Raw genomic sequence first — 18,806 nt, forward strand, 5'->3', positions numbered from 1 at the left:
GGATAAACAAGCTTGATGTCGGCGGTCGGCAACGTCCAATCAGGCATGTCACCGGGCGGGCAGTCCCATTCAGGTCTGCCATTGTTGCAGGGCGAAGTCGTTGCGAATCAGGCGACCACCGAGCAAAAAGCGTTTGACGCCGTCGAGGAGCTGGATCCCCGACGGGGGAAATGCTTCGACCGGATAGTTGGCGATGGGGTGCGAGATTTTGATCGTCTCGATCGGAATCCCGCTCGTGCGCTGGTGGAAATCGAAGTAGGCCGCAGGGTCCCGGTCGATATCGGCCAGCGCGGCGCGTCGCGCCCGGTTCCACGCCGCAGGCAACTCCGGTGCGCGGCTCAGCAAGTCGTTCGAGGACACGATGACCGACGATCCAAGCAGTTCGGGATGTTGGTTGGCTTTGTCGATGACGGGATAGCCGAGCGCTGCGAGCGTTGGCCCGAGGTCCGATTGAGCGGCGTAAGCGCCGATGGACCCATGCTCGAGCGCTGCGCCCGCATCGCGGCCGAGCATGTGAACCACGCGCACCCGGCCCGTGAGTCCTGCACCGTTGAGCACGCCGAGCAGATAGCGATGGATGTACGAACCGAGCGGCACGCCGACGGTCTTGCCCTCCAGAGCCTTAACATTGGCCGCACCGCCGCGGGGCGTCAGCAACCAGGCCGCGAGGCCGATTTCTTCGAACCCGATCAATCGTGCTTTGAGGCCCTGCGAGCGGGCGACTACGGCGGGGGTGTCGCCATAGATGCCGACGTCGAGCGTTCCCGAGAAAAAGGCTTCATTCAGGTCGGGGCCGTTCGAGAACATATCGAAGCGGACGTTGTTAAAGCCAAGGGGCGCCAACTCGCGCAGCAGATAGCCGCGATCGAGCGCATAGCCGGTCGGTGCCGCCGGGGCGCGTGCCGGGCCGATCACGCCGAAGCGCAGCGTCTTGCCGTTGCCGCTTGCCGCCCGAACGCCGTTGCCGGCAAGTAGGAGTCCGCCGGCCGCCGCGCTTTTCAGTAGCGTGCGGCGGGTGCGCGAAACGTTGAGTCGAGTGTCTTTCGTCATCAATGTGCCTTCGTCAACAAAACATAACTGGCGTCGAGCGACGCCGTGGCGCGACGTCCCGGTCCCCAGCCGAGCGCGTCGCGATAGCTGCCCCAAGTGGCGTCGCGCAGCACGCGCGCGTCGTCGGCATTTGCGACGTTGGCGGGACGGTCTGCCTGTGGGGCCACGAACAGGGCGTCTTCGGGGCAATACAGTTCGCACATGAAGCAGGTCTGGCAATCGTCCTGCCTTGCAATCCGGGGGATACCCCCCGCGACGGCTTCGAAAACGTTGGTTGGGCAGGCGCGCACGCAGATGTTGCAGGCGGTGCAACGCGTTTCGTTCACGATCTCGATCATGCGAGCGCTCCTTGCAGGCTGACGCTATGCACCGCACGAAGGTTGACCGGATGTTTGCGCACCCAGATCTCGTCGAGTCCGCCGCTTAGCAGGCGGTGGTGCTGCGCGTCGTCGGTAACGGTGTATTCCACGCGCCGATGCATGCCGCGCGTCTCCGTGCGTTGCTGCGCGCTGCGGTACATCCACCGCGCCGTGGCGAGCATCGCGGCGGCTTCGCGCGCACGCACGGCGTCCTGCGCGTTGCGCACTGGGGCGCTGGTACGCAAACGTTTCCACAGCGCATCCAGCCGCCCGAGTGAATCGTCCAGAAGATCGGCACTGCGCCACCAGTTGCGCTCGAATGGGAAGACCTCGTCCTGTACGGCCCGAATCACCTGCGCGCTATCGATGTCGCCCGCCCCGGACGTTTCCTGCAACGCCACGCCGCCCGTGTGATACCGCGACGCGCCAGGCGCACGTCGATTACCTGCCGCGAACGTGGCTGCACCCGCGCCCGCCCAGAATCCCGAAGACATGGCCCATGCGGCGTTGTGGCTGCCGCCGCCGGTGAAGCCGCCGCAGATCAACTCGCGCGTGGCGGCGTCTCCTGCCGCATAGAGGCCTGTGACCGAGGTGGCACAGTCATGTCCCGCGACGTTCAGGCCGCCAGTGCCTCGCACGGTGCCTTCCAGGCGCAAGGTCACGGGGAAATGCTGGGTGAAGGGGTCGATGCCAAGCCGGTCGAACGGCAGAAAGAAGTTCGGTTGCGCCGTGCGCATCCATGCGCGAATTTGTTCATCGGCCTGATCGAGACAGCCGAACACCTTGCCCGTGCACAACTCGCGGGCGATGACGCCGCGTCCGCGTGCCGAGCCAGCACCTTCGATCTTCTGGCCGGCTTCGTCGTAGAACGTCGCCCATTTGTAGAACATCGACTTGGTGACGGAGGCGAAGGCGGGGCCGAGACCGTAGGCATTCGAGAATTCCATCCCGGACAGTTCGGCCCCCACTTCGGCTGCCATCAACTGACCATCGCCGGTAAGCACATTGCAACCGAGTGCGCGACTCAGGAAAGCGCATCCGCCCGTGGCAATCACGACGGCGTTGGCTTGCACGAGCCATGTCTCGCCGGTCTGACGGTTGACGCCGGTCGCGCCCGCGACCGCACCGTCATCGTCCACCAATAGTTCGAGCGCCGGGCTGTGATCAAGAATGCGCGCACCGCTTTCCTTCACGCGCTTGCGCATGAGGCGCATGTAGTCCGGTCCCTGCACGGATGTGCGTTGCGATTCGCCGAACTCGTCCACGGGAAACGGGTAACCCCAGTCGGCCAGTTGCTGGACGTTGGCCCACGTCTGGTCGAGCACCCGGTCCATCCATTCGTTTTCGGCCAGTCGTCCCCCCATCTCGAAGCGGCTCGCCTTAGCACGTTCGCGCGTTTCGCCGTCGTCGGGAACGTACCAGACCGCGGTACCGGATGGCGCGGTCGCCCCGGACGTGCCGCAATACCCCTTGTCGGCCAGCACCACCCGGGCACCTCTGGCGGCCGCGCTGATGGCGGCCCATGTGCCTGCGGGGCCACCGCCGATCACAAGCACATCGACATCGTGCCGCTTGCCGACGAAGACGTCGTTCACTTTGCGTTTTGTCATCTTCATACGCTCCTCAGTCGAATTTCCATATGTCGATTCATCACTAAGCAGGGGCGCGAAACGCGGTACGGTGGATACCCGCGAACGTACTCCCACTGAACTTTCAGCGTTATGCAGCAAACTTCCGCGCATCCTCGCGTGCCGTTGGCGACGTCAGCGTCGGCACCTGACGTCGGTTTCAGCCAGTCCAATGCCGGGCAGGACATTGCGGCGCAGGCGGCCTCGCATTTGCCGTTGCGCTCGAACGGGCGGGATCTCACCGTCAGACAGCGCGAAATCATCTGGACGGCCTTTCGAAACAACCTGGGCCTGCGCACGTGGTCAGACGACGTGCTGGGCGCGCTGATTCGGGCCGGGCATTTACAGACCTATCCCGACGGCGCACTCATCTACGCGGCGGGTGATCCTTGCCCGGACATACACGTCATCCTTTCTGGCGTGCTCGAATGGGAGTGGACCAGTCCGGACGGCGGGCGCGCCGTCGAAGACTTCATTCCCCCGGGCGAAGTCGCGAACTTCATCGCTGTGCTCACTGGCGAAACCTCCGTTCACCATCAGCGCGCCCGAGGACTGACGCGGTTATTCCACATCCCCGCACAGGCGCTGCATATCCAGTTCGAACGCGACGCGACACTCATGGCATCGTTGCTGCGTCTGATTGCCGCCCGGGCGCGTGGCCTGCATGATCGGCTCGGACGTCACAGCCTCATGCCGTTTCGTTCCCGGCTCGCCTATCAGTTACTCGCACTCGCGCGTCGCTACGGTGTGCCCGACGCGCACGGCGTCACGCTGAGCCTGCGGCTCTCGCAGGAAGATCTGGCTGCCTTGCTCATGGCGTCGCGGCAATACCTGAACCGGGAGTTCCGCTGGTTCCTCGACCGACAACTCGTGCGTGTGGGCTACGGACGCGTGACGTTGCTGGACGTTGAAGCATTGCGGCGTATCAGCGAGGGCGGTGAGGTGGCGCCCTGACCGACCCGGTGGATGCCGCTGGCTCGACGGGTGCGATGCGCCATTGTGGTGGCGGGCGTGTGACGCGATCTGTCGCCAACCGGACAGTGTTTCGCGAGATTTCTACTTTCTAAAGCGTGACAATTGCTAAAGTGCGGGAACAGCACTCGACGAGTGGCAACGGGTGGCGTCCGACGTGCGTGGGCACCCGCTGCCTTGCGGCCATTACATTGCGGAAGAAGCGCCCGAAGTGCTGCTGGCCGACGTCCTCCCGTTCCTGTGCGACGTCACACCGAGCGCGTAAGCCCGCCGTCGACGCGAATGTTCTGGCCCGTGATGTAACCGCCACCTTCGGACGCCAGGAAGGCCACCGTCGCCGCGATTTCTTCGGCTTTCCCGTAACGCTGCATCGGAACGTTCTCGCGGCGCACCTCCTGCTGCGGCAGGCTGTCGATCCAGCCTGGCAGAATGTTGTTCATGCGGACGTTGTCCTTTGCGTACTTGTCCGCAAACAGCTTCGTGAACGATGCCAGCCCGGCACGGAACACGGCCGACGTCGGGAACATCTCACTCGGCTCGAACGCCCATGCCGTCGAAATATTGATGATCGCGCCCGCACCTTGCTGTTGCATGATCGGCGTGACCAGACGCGTCGGGCGGATCACGTTCATCAGATACGTGTCCATGCCGCGATGCCAGTCCTCGTCGCTGATCTCCAGAATGGCAGCGCGCGGACCGTGGCCAGCGCTATTCACGAGCACGTCGATACGTCCCCAGCGCTGCACCGCTAAATCGACCAGTGCCTTGAGCGATTCGTTGGACTGGTTCGAGCCCGTCACGCCAACGCCACCCAGTTCGGCCGCCAGCGCCTCCCCCTTGCCGGACGAGGACAGAATGCCGACCTTGAAGCCGTCCGCGGCGAGACGTCGCGCCGCCGCTGCACCCATGCCGCTGCCACCGGCCGTAATCAATGCCACTTTTTCTACTGTCATGCTGCTATCCTCCGATGACGTCGGGTGCCGCTCGATGGGCACGTCAGACGGGTTAACACTGTTCTCAAGTGTTCGAAGCGTAACACCGTGCGACCCGGTCGACGAATCAGATTTCGACACGTTACTCAGCAGAAACATCCTGGCAAAACGAATGGCTCAGGGAGCGCTGGGAGCCTGCGAGGTCATGCTTTGCTTCACGACGCCCACAACGCCTGGCCGCAGTTTCTCGATCTCAGCTTACCCAAGGCGCAGACGTCGGAAGCGAAGAACGTATGGTTCAACCAGACGGCGCTGGCCATCTATGCCGCTGTCGCAGGGCAAGGTCTGGCGCTCGCACATCGCGACTTCGTCGCAGCGGATATTGCCGCAGGGCGTCTCGTGCCGCTCTTTGATACCGTGCTGCGTACTGGGGCGGGCTTTTACATCGTGTATCCCCGCCGCACCCGGTACGCCGCGCAAATCGCCGACGTCCACGAATGGCTCTTAAGGATGGCCGTCGCACAGCGTCTGACGGCTTCCGCAAGCTGAGGAGGGCGCTCACCGCGTGGTCGCAATCTGATGCGGCGTGCGCGTCGCAAATCCGTGGCGTCGTGCGGCGAACGCGACGACCCACGCAGCGAGTGCAAGCGTCAGGAGAACATGAGGCAGCGCTGCGGCCCCCCACGTTGCCAGCACAGTCCCGCCCAGCACGCCGCTCGCGGCAAACGAAAGATTGAAGACCGTCACGAGCATCGACTGCGCCACGCTCTCGTGCTTGCCTGCGGCGTTGCCCAACGCGGTCTGCAAGATCGTCGGCGCACCACTGAAGCTCAGTCCCCAGAGCACGGCACCCGCCATCAGCACGGGCCACGACGTCGGCCAGCAGCCAAAGGCGACGATCACGACGACGAACGTTGCCAGTGCCGTCAACGCGAGTCGGCGCAGCCAGCGGTCCACCCACAGGCCAATGCCCCAGAGCCCGACGAGCGTGAAGATGCCGAAGACCGAGAGCATCGTCGCGAGTCGTTCGCTCATGCCGGACGACGCGAGAAATGGCGCGATGTACGTGTAGAGCGTGTAATGCGCCACGACCCACAGCATGACCACCGCAAGTACCGGACGCACGCCCGGCAAACGCAATACGTCCATCACGCTGGCGCGGGCTGCCGGAGCGAGGGTAGCGTCGCTCTTTCCATCGCCAGGTGCATTCGCTACCTCCGGCACGATCAGCAACATCCATCCGACAAGAATCAGCGCGCACGCCGACAAGCCGCCGAAGACCCAGCGCCAGCCGATCAGATGGCCGAGGGTCGTGGCGGCAGGAACACCGACCGCAAGCGCGAGCGGTATGCCAAGCATGGCGAACGCGAGCGCACGACCTTGCCGTGACGGACTCACGAGGCGTCGTGCGTACGTGGCAATTTCACTCCATGCGAGCCCCGTCGCGAGTCCGACGACAAAGCGTGCGGCGAGCGTCAGCACAAAGTCCGACGAGAACGCCGTGACGGCGTTGCACAACGCGAAGCCGAGCAGGGCGACAACGAGGACCATGCGACGCGACCAGCGGTGCATCAGTACCGTGAGCGGCACGGCGCCGAGACCTGCGCCCAACGCACACAGCGTCACCATCTGACCGGCCCACGATTCGGAAATGCGAAAGCTGCCCGCCAGTTGCGGCAGCAATCCGGCGGGGACGGTCTCGTTCGCTGCGGCGACAAAGGTCGCGAGCATCAGCGCGGTGAGCGATGCCCATGCGGTGGCGTCGCTCCGATGCGCCGGGGAGGCCGAGGGGGACGTTGAGGGCGGTGGCGGGACGGCTGGCGAGGAAGCGGACATGGGCGAGCGTTGAACGTGAATGTCCCGGCGGGACGATGCGATGTAGTCTGCCGATGCGCGTTGTATTTGATAATCTGTCGCCAATTTGAATGACTTTCAAAACCAGATAGAAAATGGCGACGGACAAACTAGGCGACATGCGCCTGTTCACCACGGCCGCGACACTGGGCAGCCTCTCGGCGGCCGGACGCAAGCTGGGGCTGTCGCCTGCGGCGGCGAGTGCGCGGCTGGCGAAGCTGGAGGCGTCGTTGCAGACCCGTCTTTTCGTCCGCACGACGCGTCAGCTACGGCTCACGGAGGAGGGGCGCGTCTACTTGTCGCATTGCCTGGTCGCGTTGCAGGTCATCGACGATGGCGAGGCGGCGCTTCAGGCGGGGTGCGAAGCGATTCGCGGAAAGATTCGGCTGTCGGCATCGACCGATTTCGGCACCCATAAGCTCTCGCCGTGGCTGGATGCGTTCGTTGCGCGGTACCCGGACATTCGGCTATCGCTGACGCTCACCGACTCGATCGCCAATCTCGTTCAGGACGATGTGGATATCGCCATTCGCTTCAGTGAGCCGGAGGACGGCACGCTTGTGGCCAGGCGTCTTGCGCCGATGTGCCGGGTGCTGTGTGCGTCGCCCGACTATCTGGCGCGCTACGGAGAGCCGCAAACTCCGGACGCGCTGGGCGCGCATCGGTTCATCGTCCTCGTCACGTCCTCGGGGCCGCTCAACGAGTTCCATTTCAAAAAGGATGAGACGACGTGGCAATTCTCGGTGCCGATGGCGCAGGCGTGGGAGACGAACGACGGCACGATTGCGCGCCGCTGGGCGCTCGACGGCCGGGGAATCGTGCGCAAGACGTTGTGGGACGCCGCCGACGACGTCCGCGCCGGGCGGCTGAAGATATTGCTGCCGACGTTCGTTGCGCAGGAGGCCGGTGTGTATGCGGTGCGACATCGCACGCGTTACATGGTGCCGCGCGTGCGCGCCATGCTCGACTTCCTGATCGAACGTTTCGCGCAGGAGTCGACCACGTTGCCGGACATTTGTCGGTTGAAGCATGGCGGTGACGTGGGTGCCATGCCGTTCGGGGCGCAGTGAGGCGTCAAGACGCGGGATCGGGGGGGGCGCCCGGAATACCGGGGCGACGCGTCACATGACACTTGCAGAGGACAACTTCATGTCATCATATGGCATGGCACAGATCCCGCTCTTCCCGCTCGGCAACGCCTTGTTCCCTTCCGGGGTGTTGCATTTGCGCATCTTCGAGGTGCGCTATCTCGACATGATCAAGCGATGTCTGGCGGACGGCACCGAGTTCGGTGTCGTGGTGCTGCGACAGGGCAGCGAGGTCAGGCTGCCGGACAGCGTCGAGGAGCCCGCGATGATTGGCACCATGGCACGTATCGAAGACTGGCGCGCACCCATGCCTGCGTTGCTCGAACTGGTGTGCCGGGGCACGACCAAGTTCCGGCTGTCGTCCGTCGAGTTGGGCAAGTACGGGTTGTGGACGGGCGAGGCGAAGATGTTGCCCGCCGACGACGGCGTCGCCATTCCCGACACGCTGCAAGTCAGTGCGGACACCCTGGGCAAGCTGATCGCCGGGTTACAGCGCGACCCGGCCCGGGCGGCCAAGTTGCCGCTGGCGCCGCCGTACCGTCTGGACGAATGCGGTTGGGTGGCTGACCGTTGGGCCGAACTGCTGCCATTGCCCGCGCATGAGAAGGAGACGCTGCTGGGCATTGCCGATCCGGTGGCGCGTCTGGCCCGGATTCAGGCATTTCTGACGGACCACGGCGTACTGTCCTGAGTGCGCCCGGCGATTTCGTCAATCCCGGCCGGACAGGCGATAATGTCGCCTGCCCAGATTTTCCATGCCGTTGCCTCGGGCGACGGCATCGTCACACACATCCATGACAGTCCAGATTAACCAAGAACTCAAGGCGTACATCGATCCGCTCACGCCTGACGAATACGCTGCCCTCGAACAGAGCCTGCTTGCCGAAGGTTGCCGCGACGCGCTTGTCCTGTGGGGCGACGTGCTGGTCGACGGCCACAATCGCTACGAGATCTGCCGCAAGCACGACATCGAATTCCGAACGGTCCAGAATTCGACGTTCCAGTCGATGGACGACGTGCATCTGTGGATGATCGACAACCATCTGGGGCGTCGCAGCGTTTCCGATTACCAGCGCGGTGTGCTGGCCCTGCGCAAGAAGACCATTCTCGAGGGACGAGATACTCCGGAAGCACCGGCGGCAACTGAACCGACGGCACCTGCGGCGGGCGACGCGTCGGCACCGGAGGCGGACGGATCGAAGTCGTCGATCCCGGCGCACACCATGGCGCTCACGCGTGCAGCGCTGGCGCGCGCGGCACGTCTGTCGAGCAATACACTGGGGCAGATCGAGCAGATCCACAATGCGGCGGCACCGGAGTTGGTGGACGCGGTCAAGCGTGGTGAAGTGTCGATCAACGCGGCGGCGGCGGTGTCGACCTTGCCGCAGGCGGCGCAGGTCGCAGCGGTGGTGGCAGGCAAGCAGGAGTTGCGCGAGTTGGCGCGTTCGGTGCGCGAGGCGCGTCCGGTCAAGCCGCGCAAGAAGAAAGAGGAAGAGATCGTCGAAGACGACGACGGCACACCCCCGTGGGACACCAGCGCCGATCCGTCCGACGAGTTGACGCGGCTGTCGAAGGAACTCAAGGCGATGACGGCCGAGCGCGACGCGCTCAAGAAGAAGGTCGCCCATCTCACCATTGCGTTGGCCGAGGCGCGCGCGGGCAAGTAACTTCAGGCGTCCGATAAACATCGACGACCGGCATCGCAACGCACGTCTCGCTGTGCGTTGCGATGCCCGCCGCGTCAGGCGGCGCGTCCTCCCAGGTACAACTCGCGTACCTGTTCATCTTCCAGCAAGGCGTTGGCTGCGCCCGTGAGCGCGACCGTTCCCATCGACAGCACATAGGCACGATCCGAGATTCGGAGCGCTTCCATCGCATTTTGCTCGACCATCAGAATGGTGACTTGCTCCTGATCGCGAACGCGGACGATGGCGTCGAAGACTTCGTGCAGCACCTTGGGCGAGAGACCGGCAGACGGCTCGTCGAGCAGCAGCAAGCGCGGCCGGGGCATCAGTGCGCGCGCGAGCGCCAGGATCTGGCGTTCGCCGCCGGACATCGATGCCGCCGGGGCATTGCGCTTGCGACCGAGCACCGGATAGAGCGTGCAAAGTTCATCGATGCGTCGGCTGCACTCGCTATCGCTCAGATAATGTCCACCGACCTGAAGATTCTCGCGAATCGTCAGCGTACCGAAAACGTTATCCGTCTGTGGCACGAAGCCGACGCCGCACTGGCGAATTTTGCGATGCACCGGTAACTGCGACACGTCTGCGTTTTCCAGAACGATGCGGCCCTCACGCGGCAGCACGAAGCCTGCGATAGTCTTCAGGAGCGTCGACTTGCCGCAACCGTTCGGGCCGAGCAGCGTGACGATTTCGTGCGGCGCTGCGTGCAGCGTCATCCCTTTGAGTATGTCGACCTCTGCGGTATATCCCGCGACGACATTGTCGATCTGAATCATGCGGACTCCGTTTCTCTCATGCGTGCGCTGGGCGTTGCCGTGTGAGCGCCACCCCCGAGGTAGGCCTGCAATACCCGTTCGTTGGACGACAGATCGTCCGGATGGCAACTGGCGACGATGTGCCCTCGATCGAGCACGATGCAGCGCGTGCACAGCTCACGGATGAAGTGCATGTCGTGCTCGACCACTACGAGCGTCATGCCCTGAGCGTTCAACCGCTTGAGTGCTGCGACGATGTCTCGTCTCAGATTCGGATGCACGCCCGCCGTCGGTTCGTCGAGCATCAGCATGCGGGGCGCGCCCATCAGCGCGCAGACGATACCCAACAGCTTTTTTTGACCGCCCGAGAGCGCGCTGGACGGTAAGTCACGGACATGGGTGAGCAGCAGTTCGTCGAGCAGGGCCGTTGCTCTGACACGTGCGGCGGCTTCCGCTTCGCGAGCGCCGCGCGTGCCCAGCAGCGTCGAGAACACCCCATGGTGCGCCGTGGCGGCGGCCATGGCGACTTCCATCACCGACATGCGTGCGGGCATCGACGGCAACTGGAACGTTCGCGCGACGCCTTGAGCCACGATACGGTCGGCCCGGAGCGTATCGATACGATGCGCGTCGAGTGAGATGTGTCCGGCGTCAAGGCTTTCGAAGCCGGTAATCGTATTGAGCAGCGTGCTTTTTCCCGACCCGTTCGGGCCCAGCAGACCGACGATTTCGCCAGGCATGACGTCGAACGTCACATCCTGGAGGACCTTATTGCCACCGAATGCTTTGGCGACGCCTTGCACTTCCAGTAAAGGTTTGACGGGATGCGTCATGCGATTTTCCTCAGTTTTTCCGGCACGAGTCCTTCGCTGCGCCACATCAGGCAGGCCAGCAGGATCAGACCGATGACACCCAGTCGAAGCGCACCGGCGCTGTCCGAGCCGAAATGCAGGTAGTCCTTGGCAAACGGGACCAGCGTGTACGCCCCTTGTACGATTGCCGTGCCTGCGAGTACGCCCCATACGTTGCCGATGCCGCCAATCATCAGGATCGTCCACAACGCGAACGTCTCCGAGGAGAGGAGATAGTCGGGGCCGGTGAAGCTCATGAAGTGTGCATACAGCGAACCGGCCACGGCGGTGACGGCGGCGCTGGTCATCACGGCGCGAGATTTGAGCGAGCGCAGGTTATAGCCAAAGCAGGCGGCGAGTTTCGGCTCTTCGCGCATCACACGCAAGGCACGACCGAAGCGGCCGTCGGCGAGGCGCTTGGTGAGCCACGTGAAAGCGGCCAGTATTGCGATCACAAGGGCCAGAAACGCCAGCGTGTCGTAGGGGCGTGGCAGCGAGTCGAAGAGCATCGGAATCGGGCTGATGCCATTCGCGCCTCCCGTGAGCCAACCCTCGTTGGTGGCGATGGTGCGCAGGATTTCCGCAATCGCGAGGGTTGCGATGCCCCAGTAGTCGGCACCCAACTGACGTCCGAGACGCGCAATACCCGCGCCGAGTGCGACAGCGGCAACGACGCCGATCGCCATGCCGAGGAGCGGCGATCCACCGGCTTGCATCGTGATGGCGGTGGCGTAGGCCCCGAGCCCGGCGAACGCAATGTGACCGAAGTTGAGCAGCCCGGCGTAACCTGCCTGAAGGTTCAGGCCGAGGGCCATGATCCCGTAAATGCCGGCCACCGTGAGGGTGGCAACAATGAACTCAAACACGGCGCACCTCGCGATCGAACAGCCCGTAGGGCTTGAAGAGCAATGCCAGCAACAGGATAAGAAACGCACCCGCATTGATGTAGCCCACTGGTAGGAAGGCGACGGTCTTGCCGAGCATCGGGCCGAAATTCAGGTTCGTCACCAGCGTTTCCGTCAGCGCGATGAGTACGGCCCCGGCCACTGCGCCGAGCGGATTGCCCAGGCCGCCCAGAATCGCGGCGGCGAACACGGGAAGCAGCATGTCGTTGCCGAGTTGCACGTGCGCACCGGCCGACAGGGCCAGCAGTCCGCCGCCCAGACCGGCGACGGCGCCCGATGCGAAGGTGACGCCTCGTGTGATCCATTCGGCGTTCAGGCCCGACGCGGCGGCGAGCGACGGATTCGTCGCGAGCGCGCGCATGGCACGTCCAGCGCGTGTGTAAAAGAGGACCAGCGCAAAGACGGCCAGCAGCGCAATCGTGGTCGACACGGAATAGAGCTGCAACTGCGTGATGCGGGCGTCGCCGATAAGCATCGGGGGTGTGAGGGGCAGGTTGAACATTTTCGGGAACGAGCCTGCGATGCCCTGGCAGAAGGCGATCACGAGCATCGAGACGGCGAGCGAGCCGATCATGGCGATGGCCGGTCCGCCGCGCAACAGTTTGCGAAAGACGAGCCGGTGCATGGTTAGCGTGAGTGCGCCGGTCATGAGCGCGGCAAGCATGAGCGACGCCCAGAGCGGCAGACCGAACGTCGCCATCGCATAGGTGAGGTAGGCCCCCGCCATGGCGTACTGCACGTGGGCGATATTCGGAAACTTGACGAGTCCGTAGACCATGGACAGCCCGAGGGCGATCAGGGCCAGATCGGACGCGCGTAACAGCGTATCGACAAGAAGTTGGAGCATGAAATGAATTCGCAGTGAAGCGTTGGCATGGGCGGCGATCGTTCGACGCCGCCGGACACGACATCGGCAACGCCGGTCATGGCGTTGCCGATGCGCATCACGTTCAAACCGAGGTAGCTAACCTGGCCAACGAGAGGAGTGGCGATTTAGCGCGGCACCACCTTGCCGTCGTACTTCAGCTTTGCATACGGCGGGTCGATACGTTGACGATCCGCGTCGAACGAAATCGGGCCAGTGACCCCGGCAAAGTTGTTGCCAACGGTCTTCAATGCAGCTTGCACGGCTGCAGGCTGAGTCGACTTTGCCTTGTTGATGGCGGCAGCGCTCAGCATGACGGCGTCGTAGGCGTAACCCGTGTACGACGTCTTCGGTGCCTGACCGTACTTCGCCTGGAATGCGTCGATGTACTGCTTGCCGACGGTCCCCTGGACCGAGCCGACTTCCATGCCGAGTTGGCCGTTGGCGATATTCGCGGGGGTATCCGAGAGGCTCATCGACAGCAAGATCGCGTACCAGGGCTTTTGACGCAAGCCGAGTTCGAACGCTTCGCGATTGAGGACGGCCGATTCCTGACCGTACGCGGTGTAGATGTAGGCGTCCGGATTGCTGCGCGAGGCCTGCTGAAGTTCGCGGCGATACGTGGATTGGCCTGCGGTGTACAGCAGTTCCGTGGCGACCTTGCCGCCGAGCTTTTCGAATTCCTCCCGGAAGCCGTGCGCCACGCCCTGACCGTAAGCGTTGTTGGGTGCGATCAGGGCGATATTGCGATAACCGAGATCCCACGCGTCTTTGGCGGAGAATTTGTTGCCGAGGTTCTCCAGACCGATCAGATTGAATGAAGTCGCGCCGAGATCCTTAACTTTCACGCTCGTGCTGGCGATGTTGATGTGCGTCACGCCTTCTTTCACCAGATATTGCGCCATCGGCAGCGTAATGCCGGACGAATATTCGCCGATGACCACGGGCACTTTGTCGACGGTGGCGAGCTTGCGTGCGGCATTCAGAGCGGTGGTCGGATTGCCCCCCGAGTCTTCGACGACGACGTCGAACTTCTTACCCATCACGCCGCCTTGCGCGTTGACCTTTTCCACCGCAAGCGCAACGGCACGGCGAACATCTTCGCCCACCGTAGCGTTTGCACCGGTCAGCGAGAGTACCGCCCCCATGCGGACCGTATCGTCTGCCGCGTTGACATGCGAAGCAAAGGCGAATGCCAGTGCGGCCGGGACGATCAACTTGCGAAGTTTCAATGACATGAATTTCCCCCGAAAAGAGTCAGTTGAGCCTGCAGAAAAAAGCGCGTTTGGCCGATGACCGTGCGTCCACATGTCGGCGGCGACGCTCGGGGGAGCGCCGCATGACGACCGATGTCGTCATGTGGACTGTCTCCCCTGGTAGAACCCATTTGCACCTGTCAAAACAGGATTGATTTGGATCCAAAATAATATATTGGATCCAATGCTAGACGATTGGATCCAGAATCGCAATATGGGTAAAAAATATGCTCTAATCGCGCCATATGCGAACCCCCGGACCCCAAGCACTTCATCAGGCCATCCGCGACACGCTTCGAGACGAGATCTTGAGTGGCGTGCTCCCGGGTGGATTTCAATTGCGTCAGGAAGCGCTCGCCGAGCGTTTTCGGTCAAGCCGGGTGCCTGTGCGCGAAGCGCTGCGGCAGCTCGAAGCGGAGGGATTGGTCACGCACCATCTGAACCGTGGTGCGACGGTTGCGAGCATGAATCTCGAACAGCTGATGGAGATGCTCGACATTCGCGTGGCGCTCGAATGCCATGCCGCCAAGCTGGCGGTACCGAATATGGCGGAGCGCGATTTCCAGTTGATGGAACAGATCCTGGCCGAGTATTCGGCCTCCGAGGTCGTCTCCGAATGGGCGGAATACAACCGCCGTTTCCATCTGGCGCTTTCGGCGCCGGCGAACAATCGCCGTTTGCGGATCCTGATCGAAGAGTATTGCCTGAACACCGATCGATATTCGCATTTGGCAATGTCGCAGGCGACCGGCAAGGAAAAGCCGCAGCACGATCATTACGAGATTCTTGCGGCCTGTCGTCGACGTGATGTGGCGGCCGTCGTCTCGATGCTCGAAGCGCACATCCTCACAACGCGTAACGAGATCAAGGCGCTCGCCCGCGAAGATCTCAGCTTCCTGTCGCGCGCGTCGTTCTGACGCCCACGGCGCGTCCGGTGAATTGCCCGAGTGGACGCTGTGCGAGAATAGTGCATTGCCGCTTGCGGCCAATCGCGCCGGACTTCGTGGATACCGGGATGATTCCGTGATCGGCGATGTGCGGCGGGCGTGTCCGACTTCTGCAACATCCGCAACTTTCAAAGCGTTTCATGAACCGAGATTTACCCGCGACCGACGAGACCTACATGGGCCTGGCGCTTGCTCAGGCCCGCGCCGCGATGGCGCAGGGAGAGGTGCCGGTTGGCGCCGTGGTCGTGTGCGACGGACAGGTAGTTGCCGTCGGGCACAACTGTCCGGTGGGCGGTCACGACCCGTCGGCCCATGCCGAAATGCAAGCCTTGCGTGCTGCGGCGCAGGCGTTGGGCAACTACCGTCTTCCCGACTGCGAGTTATATGTGACGCTTGAACCGTGCGTCATGTGTGCGGGCGCGATCATGCACGCGCGCATCAAGCGGGTCGTGTTCGGCGCCTCCGACCCCAAGACGGGGGCGTGCGGCAGTGTCGTCGACCTGTTCGCGGAGCCGCGTCTGAACCATCATGCCGACGTCGTCGGTGGCGTCATGCGCGACGAGTGCGTGAGCATCTTGCAAACGTTTTTCAGCGAGCGTCGTGCGGCAGCGAGAGCGCGTCGTCTGGCTCAGTCGTCGTCGGCAGCCGAGGTGGCCGTCGATACTTCCGTCCCCCCATCGGAAACTTCCAAGTGACGCAGACTCGTCTTATCGAACTGATTGCGCCGTCCGGGTATGCGCCGGATTCCGACGTTGCGACGCGCGGTATTGCGGCGCTGGAGCAACTCGGCTACACCGTCGGTAATCGCGACGTCACCTCGCGGCGCTTCCTGCGTTTTGCTGGCACCGATGCCGAGCGCGTCGCGGAGATCAACGATCTTGCGCGGCGCGACCATCCGCTGCCGGACATCGTGCTCGCGATGCGAGGGGGGTACGGCGCGGTGCACCTGCTCGACCAGTTGGACTACAAGGCGTTGCATGACCGGCTGTGCGGCGAGCGTGTCGCGATCGTCGGGCACAGCGATTTCACGGCATTGCAACTGGCGTTGTTATCGCAATCGCATGTGACGACGTTCGCGGGTCCGATGCTACTGGCCGACTTCGGGGCAGAGACGCTGAGCGAGTTCACCGTCTCCCAGTTCCAGTCGGTGTTGCAGTCCGAGTCGCACGTCGCCCGATGGACGGGGGATGGTGCGGGTGGCGATATCGATGTGTCGGGTATGTTGTGGGGCGGCAATCTGGCGATGGTGTGCAGCCTGATCGGCACGAGATACCTGCCTCAGATCGACGGTGGCGTGTTGTTCGTGGAGGATGTGAACGAACCGCCGTACCGCGTCGAGCGCATGCTGTACCAGTTGCATCAGTCGGGCGTTCTGGCGCGTCAGCGTGCGTTGGTGATGGGCGACTTTTCGCAATATCGTCTGACCGACTACGACAATGGCTACGACATGGCGACCATGATAGAGAGCATGCGCCGGATCATCGGCATCCCGATCGTCACTGGCATGCCGTTCGGTCATTGCCCCGACAAGCTGACTTTGCCGGTGGGCGGGCAGGCCAAATTGTCGACGTCGGGTGCGCAGGTCACGCTCACGCTTACGGGATATCCCTATATGGCCGCGGCGTGAACGAACGCCGGGTGTGCGGGCATCCGGAAATGTGGGAATCGCGAGTAACGGAAGCACGCCGGGAGGAGTTCGTCGCCCGGCGTGCTTTTTTGTCGTCCGGAAGAATGCCGTGATTTTGCTGATGTTGAGGGTGATTTGGTGGGTGTTTGAGAGGAATTGCGGCACAGGGCGTAAGTGGGGAAATAAATGCCGCCTGTGCGTTCGGTATGGCGGTCCGGCGCCTTGATAGTGCCGTTACGGGGGGCGACTATATGTCAAAGCGCAGGCTGAATATCTGAATATGGCTATGTTTCGTGCGGATGTATTTGGCTAAACTTCTTCGATCGTTCCGCCATCAGAAGGACGCCAAGACATCATGGCCAGCAGCAACGCGAATTCCAAGGATTATCCCCGCGACCTTATCGGCTACGGCCGTCATGTCCCGTTTGCCGACTGGCCGGGACGTGCGCGCATTGCCGTGCAGTTCGTGCTGAATTACGAAGAGGGCGGCGAGAACTGCGTGTTGCACGGTGACAAGGCGTCCGAGCAGTTCCTGTCCGAGATCATTGGCGCGGCCGCTTACGAGGCCCGTCACATGAGCATGGAGTCCATCTATGAGTACGGATCGCGCGCGGGCGTGTGGCGCATCTTGCGCGAGTTCGAGCGGCGGGGCTTGCCGCTGACCGTGTTTGGCGTGGCGATGGCGATGCAGCGTCACCCGGAGGTGACGGCAGCATTCCAGGCGCTTGGGCACGAGATTGCGTGTCACGGCTGGCGCTGGATTCACTATCAGAACATGGACGAGGCGACAGAGCGTGAGCACATGCGCATCGCCATCGACATCTTCAAGGAAATGACCGGTAGCGCACCGTTGGGTTGGTACACCGGTCGCGACAGTCCGAACACCCGCCGTCTCGTCGTCGAGCAGGGTGGTTTCGTGTACGACTCCGACAACTATGGCGACGACCTGCCGTTCTGGACGCAGGTGCAGACCAGCAGTGGCGAAGTGAAGCCGCACCTTGTGGTGCCATACACGCTCGACACCAACGACATGCGCTTTGCTGCGCCGCAGGGTTTCAACACGGCGGACCACTTCTTCCATTACCTGCGCGACGCGTTCGACGTCTTGTACGCCGAGGGGGACGAAGCGCCGAAGATGCTGTCGATCGGGATGCACTGCCGGTTGCTGGGTCGTCCGGGCCGTTTCGCAGCGTTGCAGCGATTCCTCGATCACATCGAAAAGCACGATCGCGTGTGGGTGTGCCGTCGTATCGACGTGGCGCGCCACTGGCAAGAGCGCCATCCGTTCGTCGCGGCGTGAGCGGGCGATTGAATCGCAGATCAGGTCTTTGATAGGGGCGTGTCCGGCAGGACGTGACCGCCCGACATTGAATTCGAATCCGACAGGCGTCATCGGGCTGCGCGAGAAGTGCGGCGGGGCGCCACCGTTGTTCTCCAGGAGAGCAGTTAATGAACGCCCCGTTGCCTATGACCCAACGTACCGTTGCCGAGCTGTCGGCGCTACCGCGCGCCGAATTCATTGCCGCGCTCGACGGCATTTTCGAGCATTCCCCGTGGGTGGCCGAAACGGCGTGGGAAGACCGCCCGTTCGCGACCGTCAATGCACTGCACGACGCGATGTGCCAAGCCGTGATCGATGCGGGTGAGACGCCGCAACTCGACCTCATCCGCGCCCACCCGGAACTGGCTGGCAAAGCGGCTGTGCGTGGTGAGCTGACTGCCGAATCGACGCGTGAGCAGGCAGGTGCCGGACTGGACCAGTGCAGTGCAGAAGAGTTTGCGCGACTGACTGCGCTGAACGACGCCTACAAAGTCAAATTCGGCTTCCCGTACATCCTGGCCGTGCGTGGCCACACCCGCAGCAGCATCATCGAGAACTTCGCGACGCGTCTGGAGAACAGCCGTGCGGACGAAATCGAAGAATGCCTGCGCCAGATTTTCCGTATCGCCGGTTTCCGGCTGCAAGACCTCGTGCGCGACTGAGCGTACGACACCGTCATATTTTAAGTTTCAGACATTACCGAGCAACAAG

Annotated in this window: 20 protein-coding genes and 1 pseudogene; 11 read left to right on the top strand and 10 right to left on the bottom strand. The window is 63.0% G+C overall.

The window, feature by feature from the left end; translation table 11 throughout:
• Positions 1-69 precede the first annotated feature (69 nt).
• Genes MB84_RS10925 through MB84_RS10935 form a run of 3 tightly spaced genes read right to left on the bottom strand, consistent with a single transcriptional unit; the run spans position 70 to position 3,019 of the window.
• A complete protein-coding gene (locus tag MB84_RS10925) occupies positions 70-1,050 on the bottom strand; it encodes an ABC transporter substrate-binding protein (protein ID WP_052653160.1) in 981 nt (326 codons plus the stop codon).
• The gene (locus tag MB84_RS10930; protein ID WP_046291801.1) at positions 1,050-1,388 is read right to left on the bottom strand and encodes a 4Fe-4S binding protein; all 339 of its coding nucleotides are present in this window, start codon (positions 1,386-1,388) and stop codon (positions 1,050-1,052) included. The genes MB84_RS10925 and MB84_RS10930 overlap by 1 nt, the downstream gene beginning before the upstream one ends.
• Entirely contained in the window at positions 1,385-3,019 is a 1,635-nt protein-coding gene (locus MB84_RS10935) for an FAD-dependent oxidoreductase (RefSeq protein WP_046293658.1), read from the bottom strand. The genes MB84_RS10930 and MB84_RS10935 overlap by 4 nt, the downstream gene beginning before the upstream one ends.
• Positions 3,020-3,130: 111 nt before the next feature.
• Here MB84_RS10935 and MB84_RS10940 point away from each other — a divergent pair, with 111 nt between their 5' ends.
• A complete protein-coding gene (locus tag MB84_RS10940; protein WP_046291802.1) occupies positions 3,131-3,991 on the top strand; it encodes a Crp/Fnr family transcriptional regulator in 861 nt (286 codons plus the stop codon).
• A gap of 145 nt (positions 3,992-4,136) precedes the next feature.
• Positions 4,137-4,274: pseudogene (locus MB84_RS29860) on the top strand (alpha/beta hydrolase); the annotation flags it as partial.
• On the opposite strand, the gene MB84_RS10945 reads toward MB84_RS29860, so the two are convergent.
• Positions 4,258-4,962, bottom strand: coding sequence for an SDR family oxidoreductase (locus tag MB84_RS10945; protein WP_046291803.1), 705 nt, complete (start codon positions 4,960-4,962; stop codon positions 4,258-4,260). The pseudogene MB84_RS29860 and the gene MB84_RS10945 sit on opposite strands and share 17 nt — an antisense overlap.
• A gap of 87 nt (positions 4,963-5,049) precedes the next feature.
• Here MB84_RS10945 and MB84_RS10950 point away from each other — a divergent pair, with 87 nt between their 5' ends.
• Positions 5,050-5,490 (top strand): LysR substrate-binding domain-containing protein, encoded by a 441-nt coding sequence (locus MB84_RS10950; protein ID WP_211279368.1) that lies wholly within the window; start codon positions 5,050-5,052, stop codon positions 5,488-5,490.
• 9 nt (positions 5,491-5,499) lie between these two features.
• On the opposite strand, the gene MB84_RS10955 is transcribed toward MB84_RS10950, so the two are convergent.
• Positions 5,500-6,777, bottom strand: a complete 1,278-nt coding sequence (locus MB84_RS10955) for an MFS transporter (protein WP_084009715.1) — start codon at positions 6,775-6,777, stop codon at positions 5,500-5,502.
• 113 nt (positions 6,778-6,890) lie between these two features.
• Here MB84_RS10955 and MB84_RS10960 point away from each other — a divergent pair, with 113 nt between their 5' ends.
• The 3 genes from MB84_RS10960 (at position 6,891) to MB84_RS10970 (ending at position 9,550) form a co-directional block, all read left to right on the top strand.
• Complete coding sequence (locus tag MB84_RS10960) at positions 6,891-7,865, top strand: LysR family transcriptional regulator (RefSeq protein WP_046291805.1); 975 nt, start codon at positions 6,891-6,893, stop codon at positions 7,863-7,865.
• A 94-nt stretch (positions 7,866-7,959) separates the two neighbouring features.
• Positions 7,960-8,574, top strand: coding sequence for an LON peptidase substrate-binding domain-containing protein (locus MB84_RS10965; RefSeq protein ID WP_046291806.1), 615 nt, complete (start codon positions 7,960-7,962; stop codon positions 8,572-8,574).
• Between the two features lie 103 nt (positions 8,575-8,677).
• Entirely contained in the window at positions 8,678-9,550 is an 873-nt protein-coding gene (locus tag MB84_RS10970) for a ParB N-terminal domain-containing protein (protein ID WP_046291807.1), read from the top strand.
• A 74-nt stretch (positions 9,551-9,624) separates the two neighbouring features.
• On the opposite strand, the gene MB84_RS10975 is transcribed toward MB84_RS10970, so the two are convergent.
• From MB84_RS10975 to MB84_RS10995, 5 genes are all read right to left on the bottom strand, one after another.
• Positions 9,625-10,344 carry an ABC transporter ATP-binding protein gene (locus tag MB84_RS10975; protein WP_046291808.1) on the bottom strand — a complete coding sequence of 240 codons (720 nt, stop codon included), beginning with the start codon at positions 10,342-10,344 and terminating at the stop codon, positions 9,625-9,627.
• On the bottom strand, positions 10,341-11,156 hold the full coding sequence (locus MB84_RS10980) for an ABC transporter ATP-binding protein (RefSeq protein WP_046291809.1): 816 nt from the start codon (positions 11,154-11,156) through the stop codon (positions 10,341-10,343). The genes MB84_RS10975 and MB84_RS10980 overlap by 4 nt, the downstream gene beginning before the upstream one ends.
• A complete protein-coding gene (locus tag MB84_RS10985; RefSeq protein ID WP_046291810.1) occupies positions 11,153-12,040 on the bottom strand; it encodes a branched-chain amino acid ABC transporter permease in 888 nt (295 codons plus the stop codon). The genes MB84_RS10980 and MB84_RS10985 overlap by 4 nt, the downstream gene beginning before the upstream one ends.
• A complete protein-coding gene (locus tag MB84_RS10990; protein WP_046291811.1) occupies positions 12,033-12,926 on the bottom strand; it encodes a branched-chain amino acid ABC transporter permease in 894 nt (297 codons plus the stop codon). Before MB84_RS10990 ends, MB84_RS10985 begins: the two co-directional genes overlap by 8 nt.
• A 146-nt stretch (positions 12,927-13,072) precedes the next feature.
• On the bottom strand, positions 13,073-14,182 hold the full coding sequence (locus tag MB84_RS10995; RefSeq protein ID WP_046291812.1) for an ABC transporter substrate-binding protein: 1,110 nt from the start codon (positions 14,180-14,182) through the stop codon (positions 13,073-13,075).
• A 335-nt stretch (positions 14,183-14,517) separates the two neighbouring features.
• Between MB84_RS10995 and MB84_RS11000 the strand changes: the two genes are divergently transcribed.
• The 5 genes from MB84_RS11000 to uraD all read left to right on the top strand — a co-directional run bounded on the left by MB84_RS11000 (position 14,518) and on the right by uraD (position 18,757).
• Positions 14,518-15,117 carry a GntR family transcriptional regulator gene (locus MB84_RS11000; RefSeq protein WP_231965182.1) on the top strand — a complete coding sequence of 200 codons (600 nt, stop codon included), beginning with the start codon at positions 14,518-14,520 and terminating at the stop codon, positions 15,115-15,117.
• 170 nt (positions 15,118-15,287) lie between these two features.
• Entirely contained in the window at positions 15,288-15,842 is a 555-nt protein-coding gene (gene tadA, locus MB84_RS11005) for a tRNA adenosine(34) deaminase TadA (protein ID WP_052653164.1), read from the top strand.
• Complete coding sequence (ldcA, locus tag MB84_RS11010; RefSeq protein WP_046291814.1) at positions 15,839-16,774, top strand: muramoyltetrapeptide carboxypeptidase; 936 nt, start codon at positions 15,839-15,841, stop codon at positions 16,772-16,774. Before tadA ends, ldcA begins: the two co-directional genes overlap by 4 nt.
• A gap of 355 nt (positions 16,775-17,129) precedes the next feature.
• A complete protein-coding gene (gene puuE / locus MB84_RS11015) occupies positions 17,130-18,074 on the top strand; it encodes an allantoinase PuuE (protein WP_046291815.1) in 945 nt (314 codons plus the stop codon).
• A gap of 149 nt (positions 18,075-18,223) precedes the next feature.
• Positions 18,224-18,757 carry a 2-oxo-4-hydroxy-4-carboxy-5-ureidoimidazoline decarboxylase gene (gene uraD, locus MB84_RS11020; RefSeq protein ID WP_245725528.1) on the top strand — a complete coding sequence of 178 codons (534 nt, stop codon included), beginning with the start codon at positions 18,224-18,226 and terminating at the stop codon, positions 18,755-18,757.
• Positions 18,758-18,806 lie beyond the last annotated feature (49 nt).

The organism is Pandoraea oxalativorans (assembly GCF_000972785.3).
GTDB classification, from domain to species: domain Bacteria; phylum Pseudomonadota; class Gammaproteobacteria; order Burkholderiales; family Burkholderiaceae; genus Pandoraea; species Pandoraea oxalativorans.

Coding starts and splice junctions, on each gene's coding strand:
- MB84_RS10925 (WP_052653160.1), bottom strand. CDS start 1,050: ATGACGAAAGACACTCGACTCAACGTTTCGCGCACCCGCCGCACGCTA.
- MB84_RS10930 (WP_046291801.1), bottom strand. CDS start 1,388: ATGATCGAGATCGTGAACGAAACGCGTTGCACCGCCTGCAACATCTGC.
- MB84_RS10935 (WP_046293658.1), bottom strand. CDS start 3,019: ATGACAAAACGCAAAGTGAACGACGTCTTCGTCGGCAAGCGGCACGAT.
- MB84_RS10940 (WP_046291802.1), top strand. CDS start 3,131: ATGCAGCAAACTTCCGCGCATCCTCGCGTGCCGTTGGCGACGTCAGCG.
- MB84_RS10945 (WP_046291803.1), bottom strand. CDS start 4,962: ATGACAGTAGAAAAAGTGGCATTGATTACGGCCGGTGGCAGCGGCATG.
- MB84_RS10955 (WP_084009715.1), bottom strand. CDS start 6,777: ATGTCCGCTTCCTCGCCAGCCGTCCCGCCACCGCCCTCAACGTCCCCC.
- MB84_RS10960 (WP_046291805.1), top strand. CDS start 6,891: ATGGCGACGGACAAACTAGGCGACATGCGCCTGTTCACCACGGCCGCG.
- MB84_RS10965 (WP_046291806.1), top strand. CDS start 7,960: ATGGCACAGATCCCGCTCTTCCCGCTCGGCAACGCCTTGTTCCCTTCC.
- MB84_RS10970 (WP_046291807.1), top strand. CDS start 8,678: ATGACAGTCCAGATTAACCAAGAACTCAAGGCGTACATCGATCCGCTC.
- MB84_RS10975 (WP_046291808.1), bottom strand. CDS start 10,344: ATGATTCAGATCGACAATGTCGTCGCGGGATATACCGCAGAGGTCGAC.
- MB84_RS10980 (WP_046291809.1), bottom strand. CDS start 11,156: ATGACGCATCCCGTCAAACCTTTACTGGAAGTGCAAGGCGTCGCCAAA.
- MB84_RS10990 (WP_046291811.1), bottom strand. CDS start 12,926: ATGCTCCAACTTCTTGTCGATACGCTGTTACGCGCGTCCGATCTGGCC.
- MB84_RS10995 (WP_046291812.1), bottom strand. CDS start 14,182: ATGTCATTGAAACTTCGCAAGTTGATCGTCCCGGCCGCACTGGCATTC.
- tadA (WP_052653164.1), top strand. CDS start 15,288: ATGAACCGAGATTTACCCGCGACCGACGAGACCTACATGGGCCTGGCG.
- puuE (WP_046291815.1), top strand. CDS start 17,130: ATGGCCAGCAGCAACGCGAATTCCAAGGATTATCCCCGCGACCTTATC.
- uraD (WP_245725528.1), top strand. CDS start 18,224: ATGAACGCCCCGTTGCCTATGACCCAACGTACCGTTGCCGAGCTGTCG.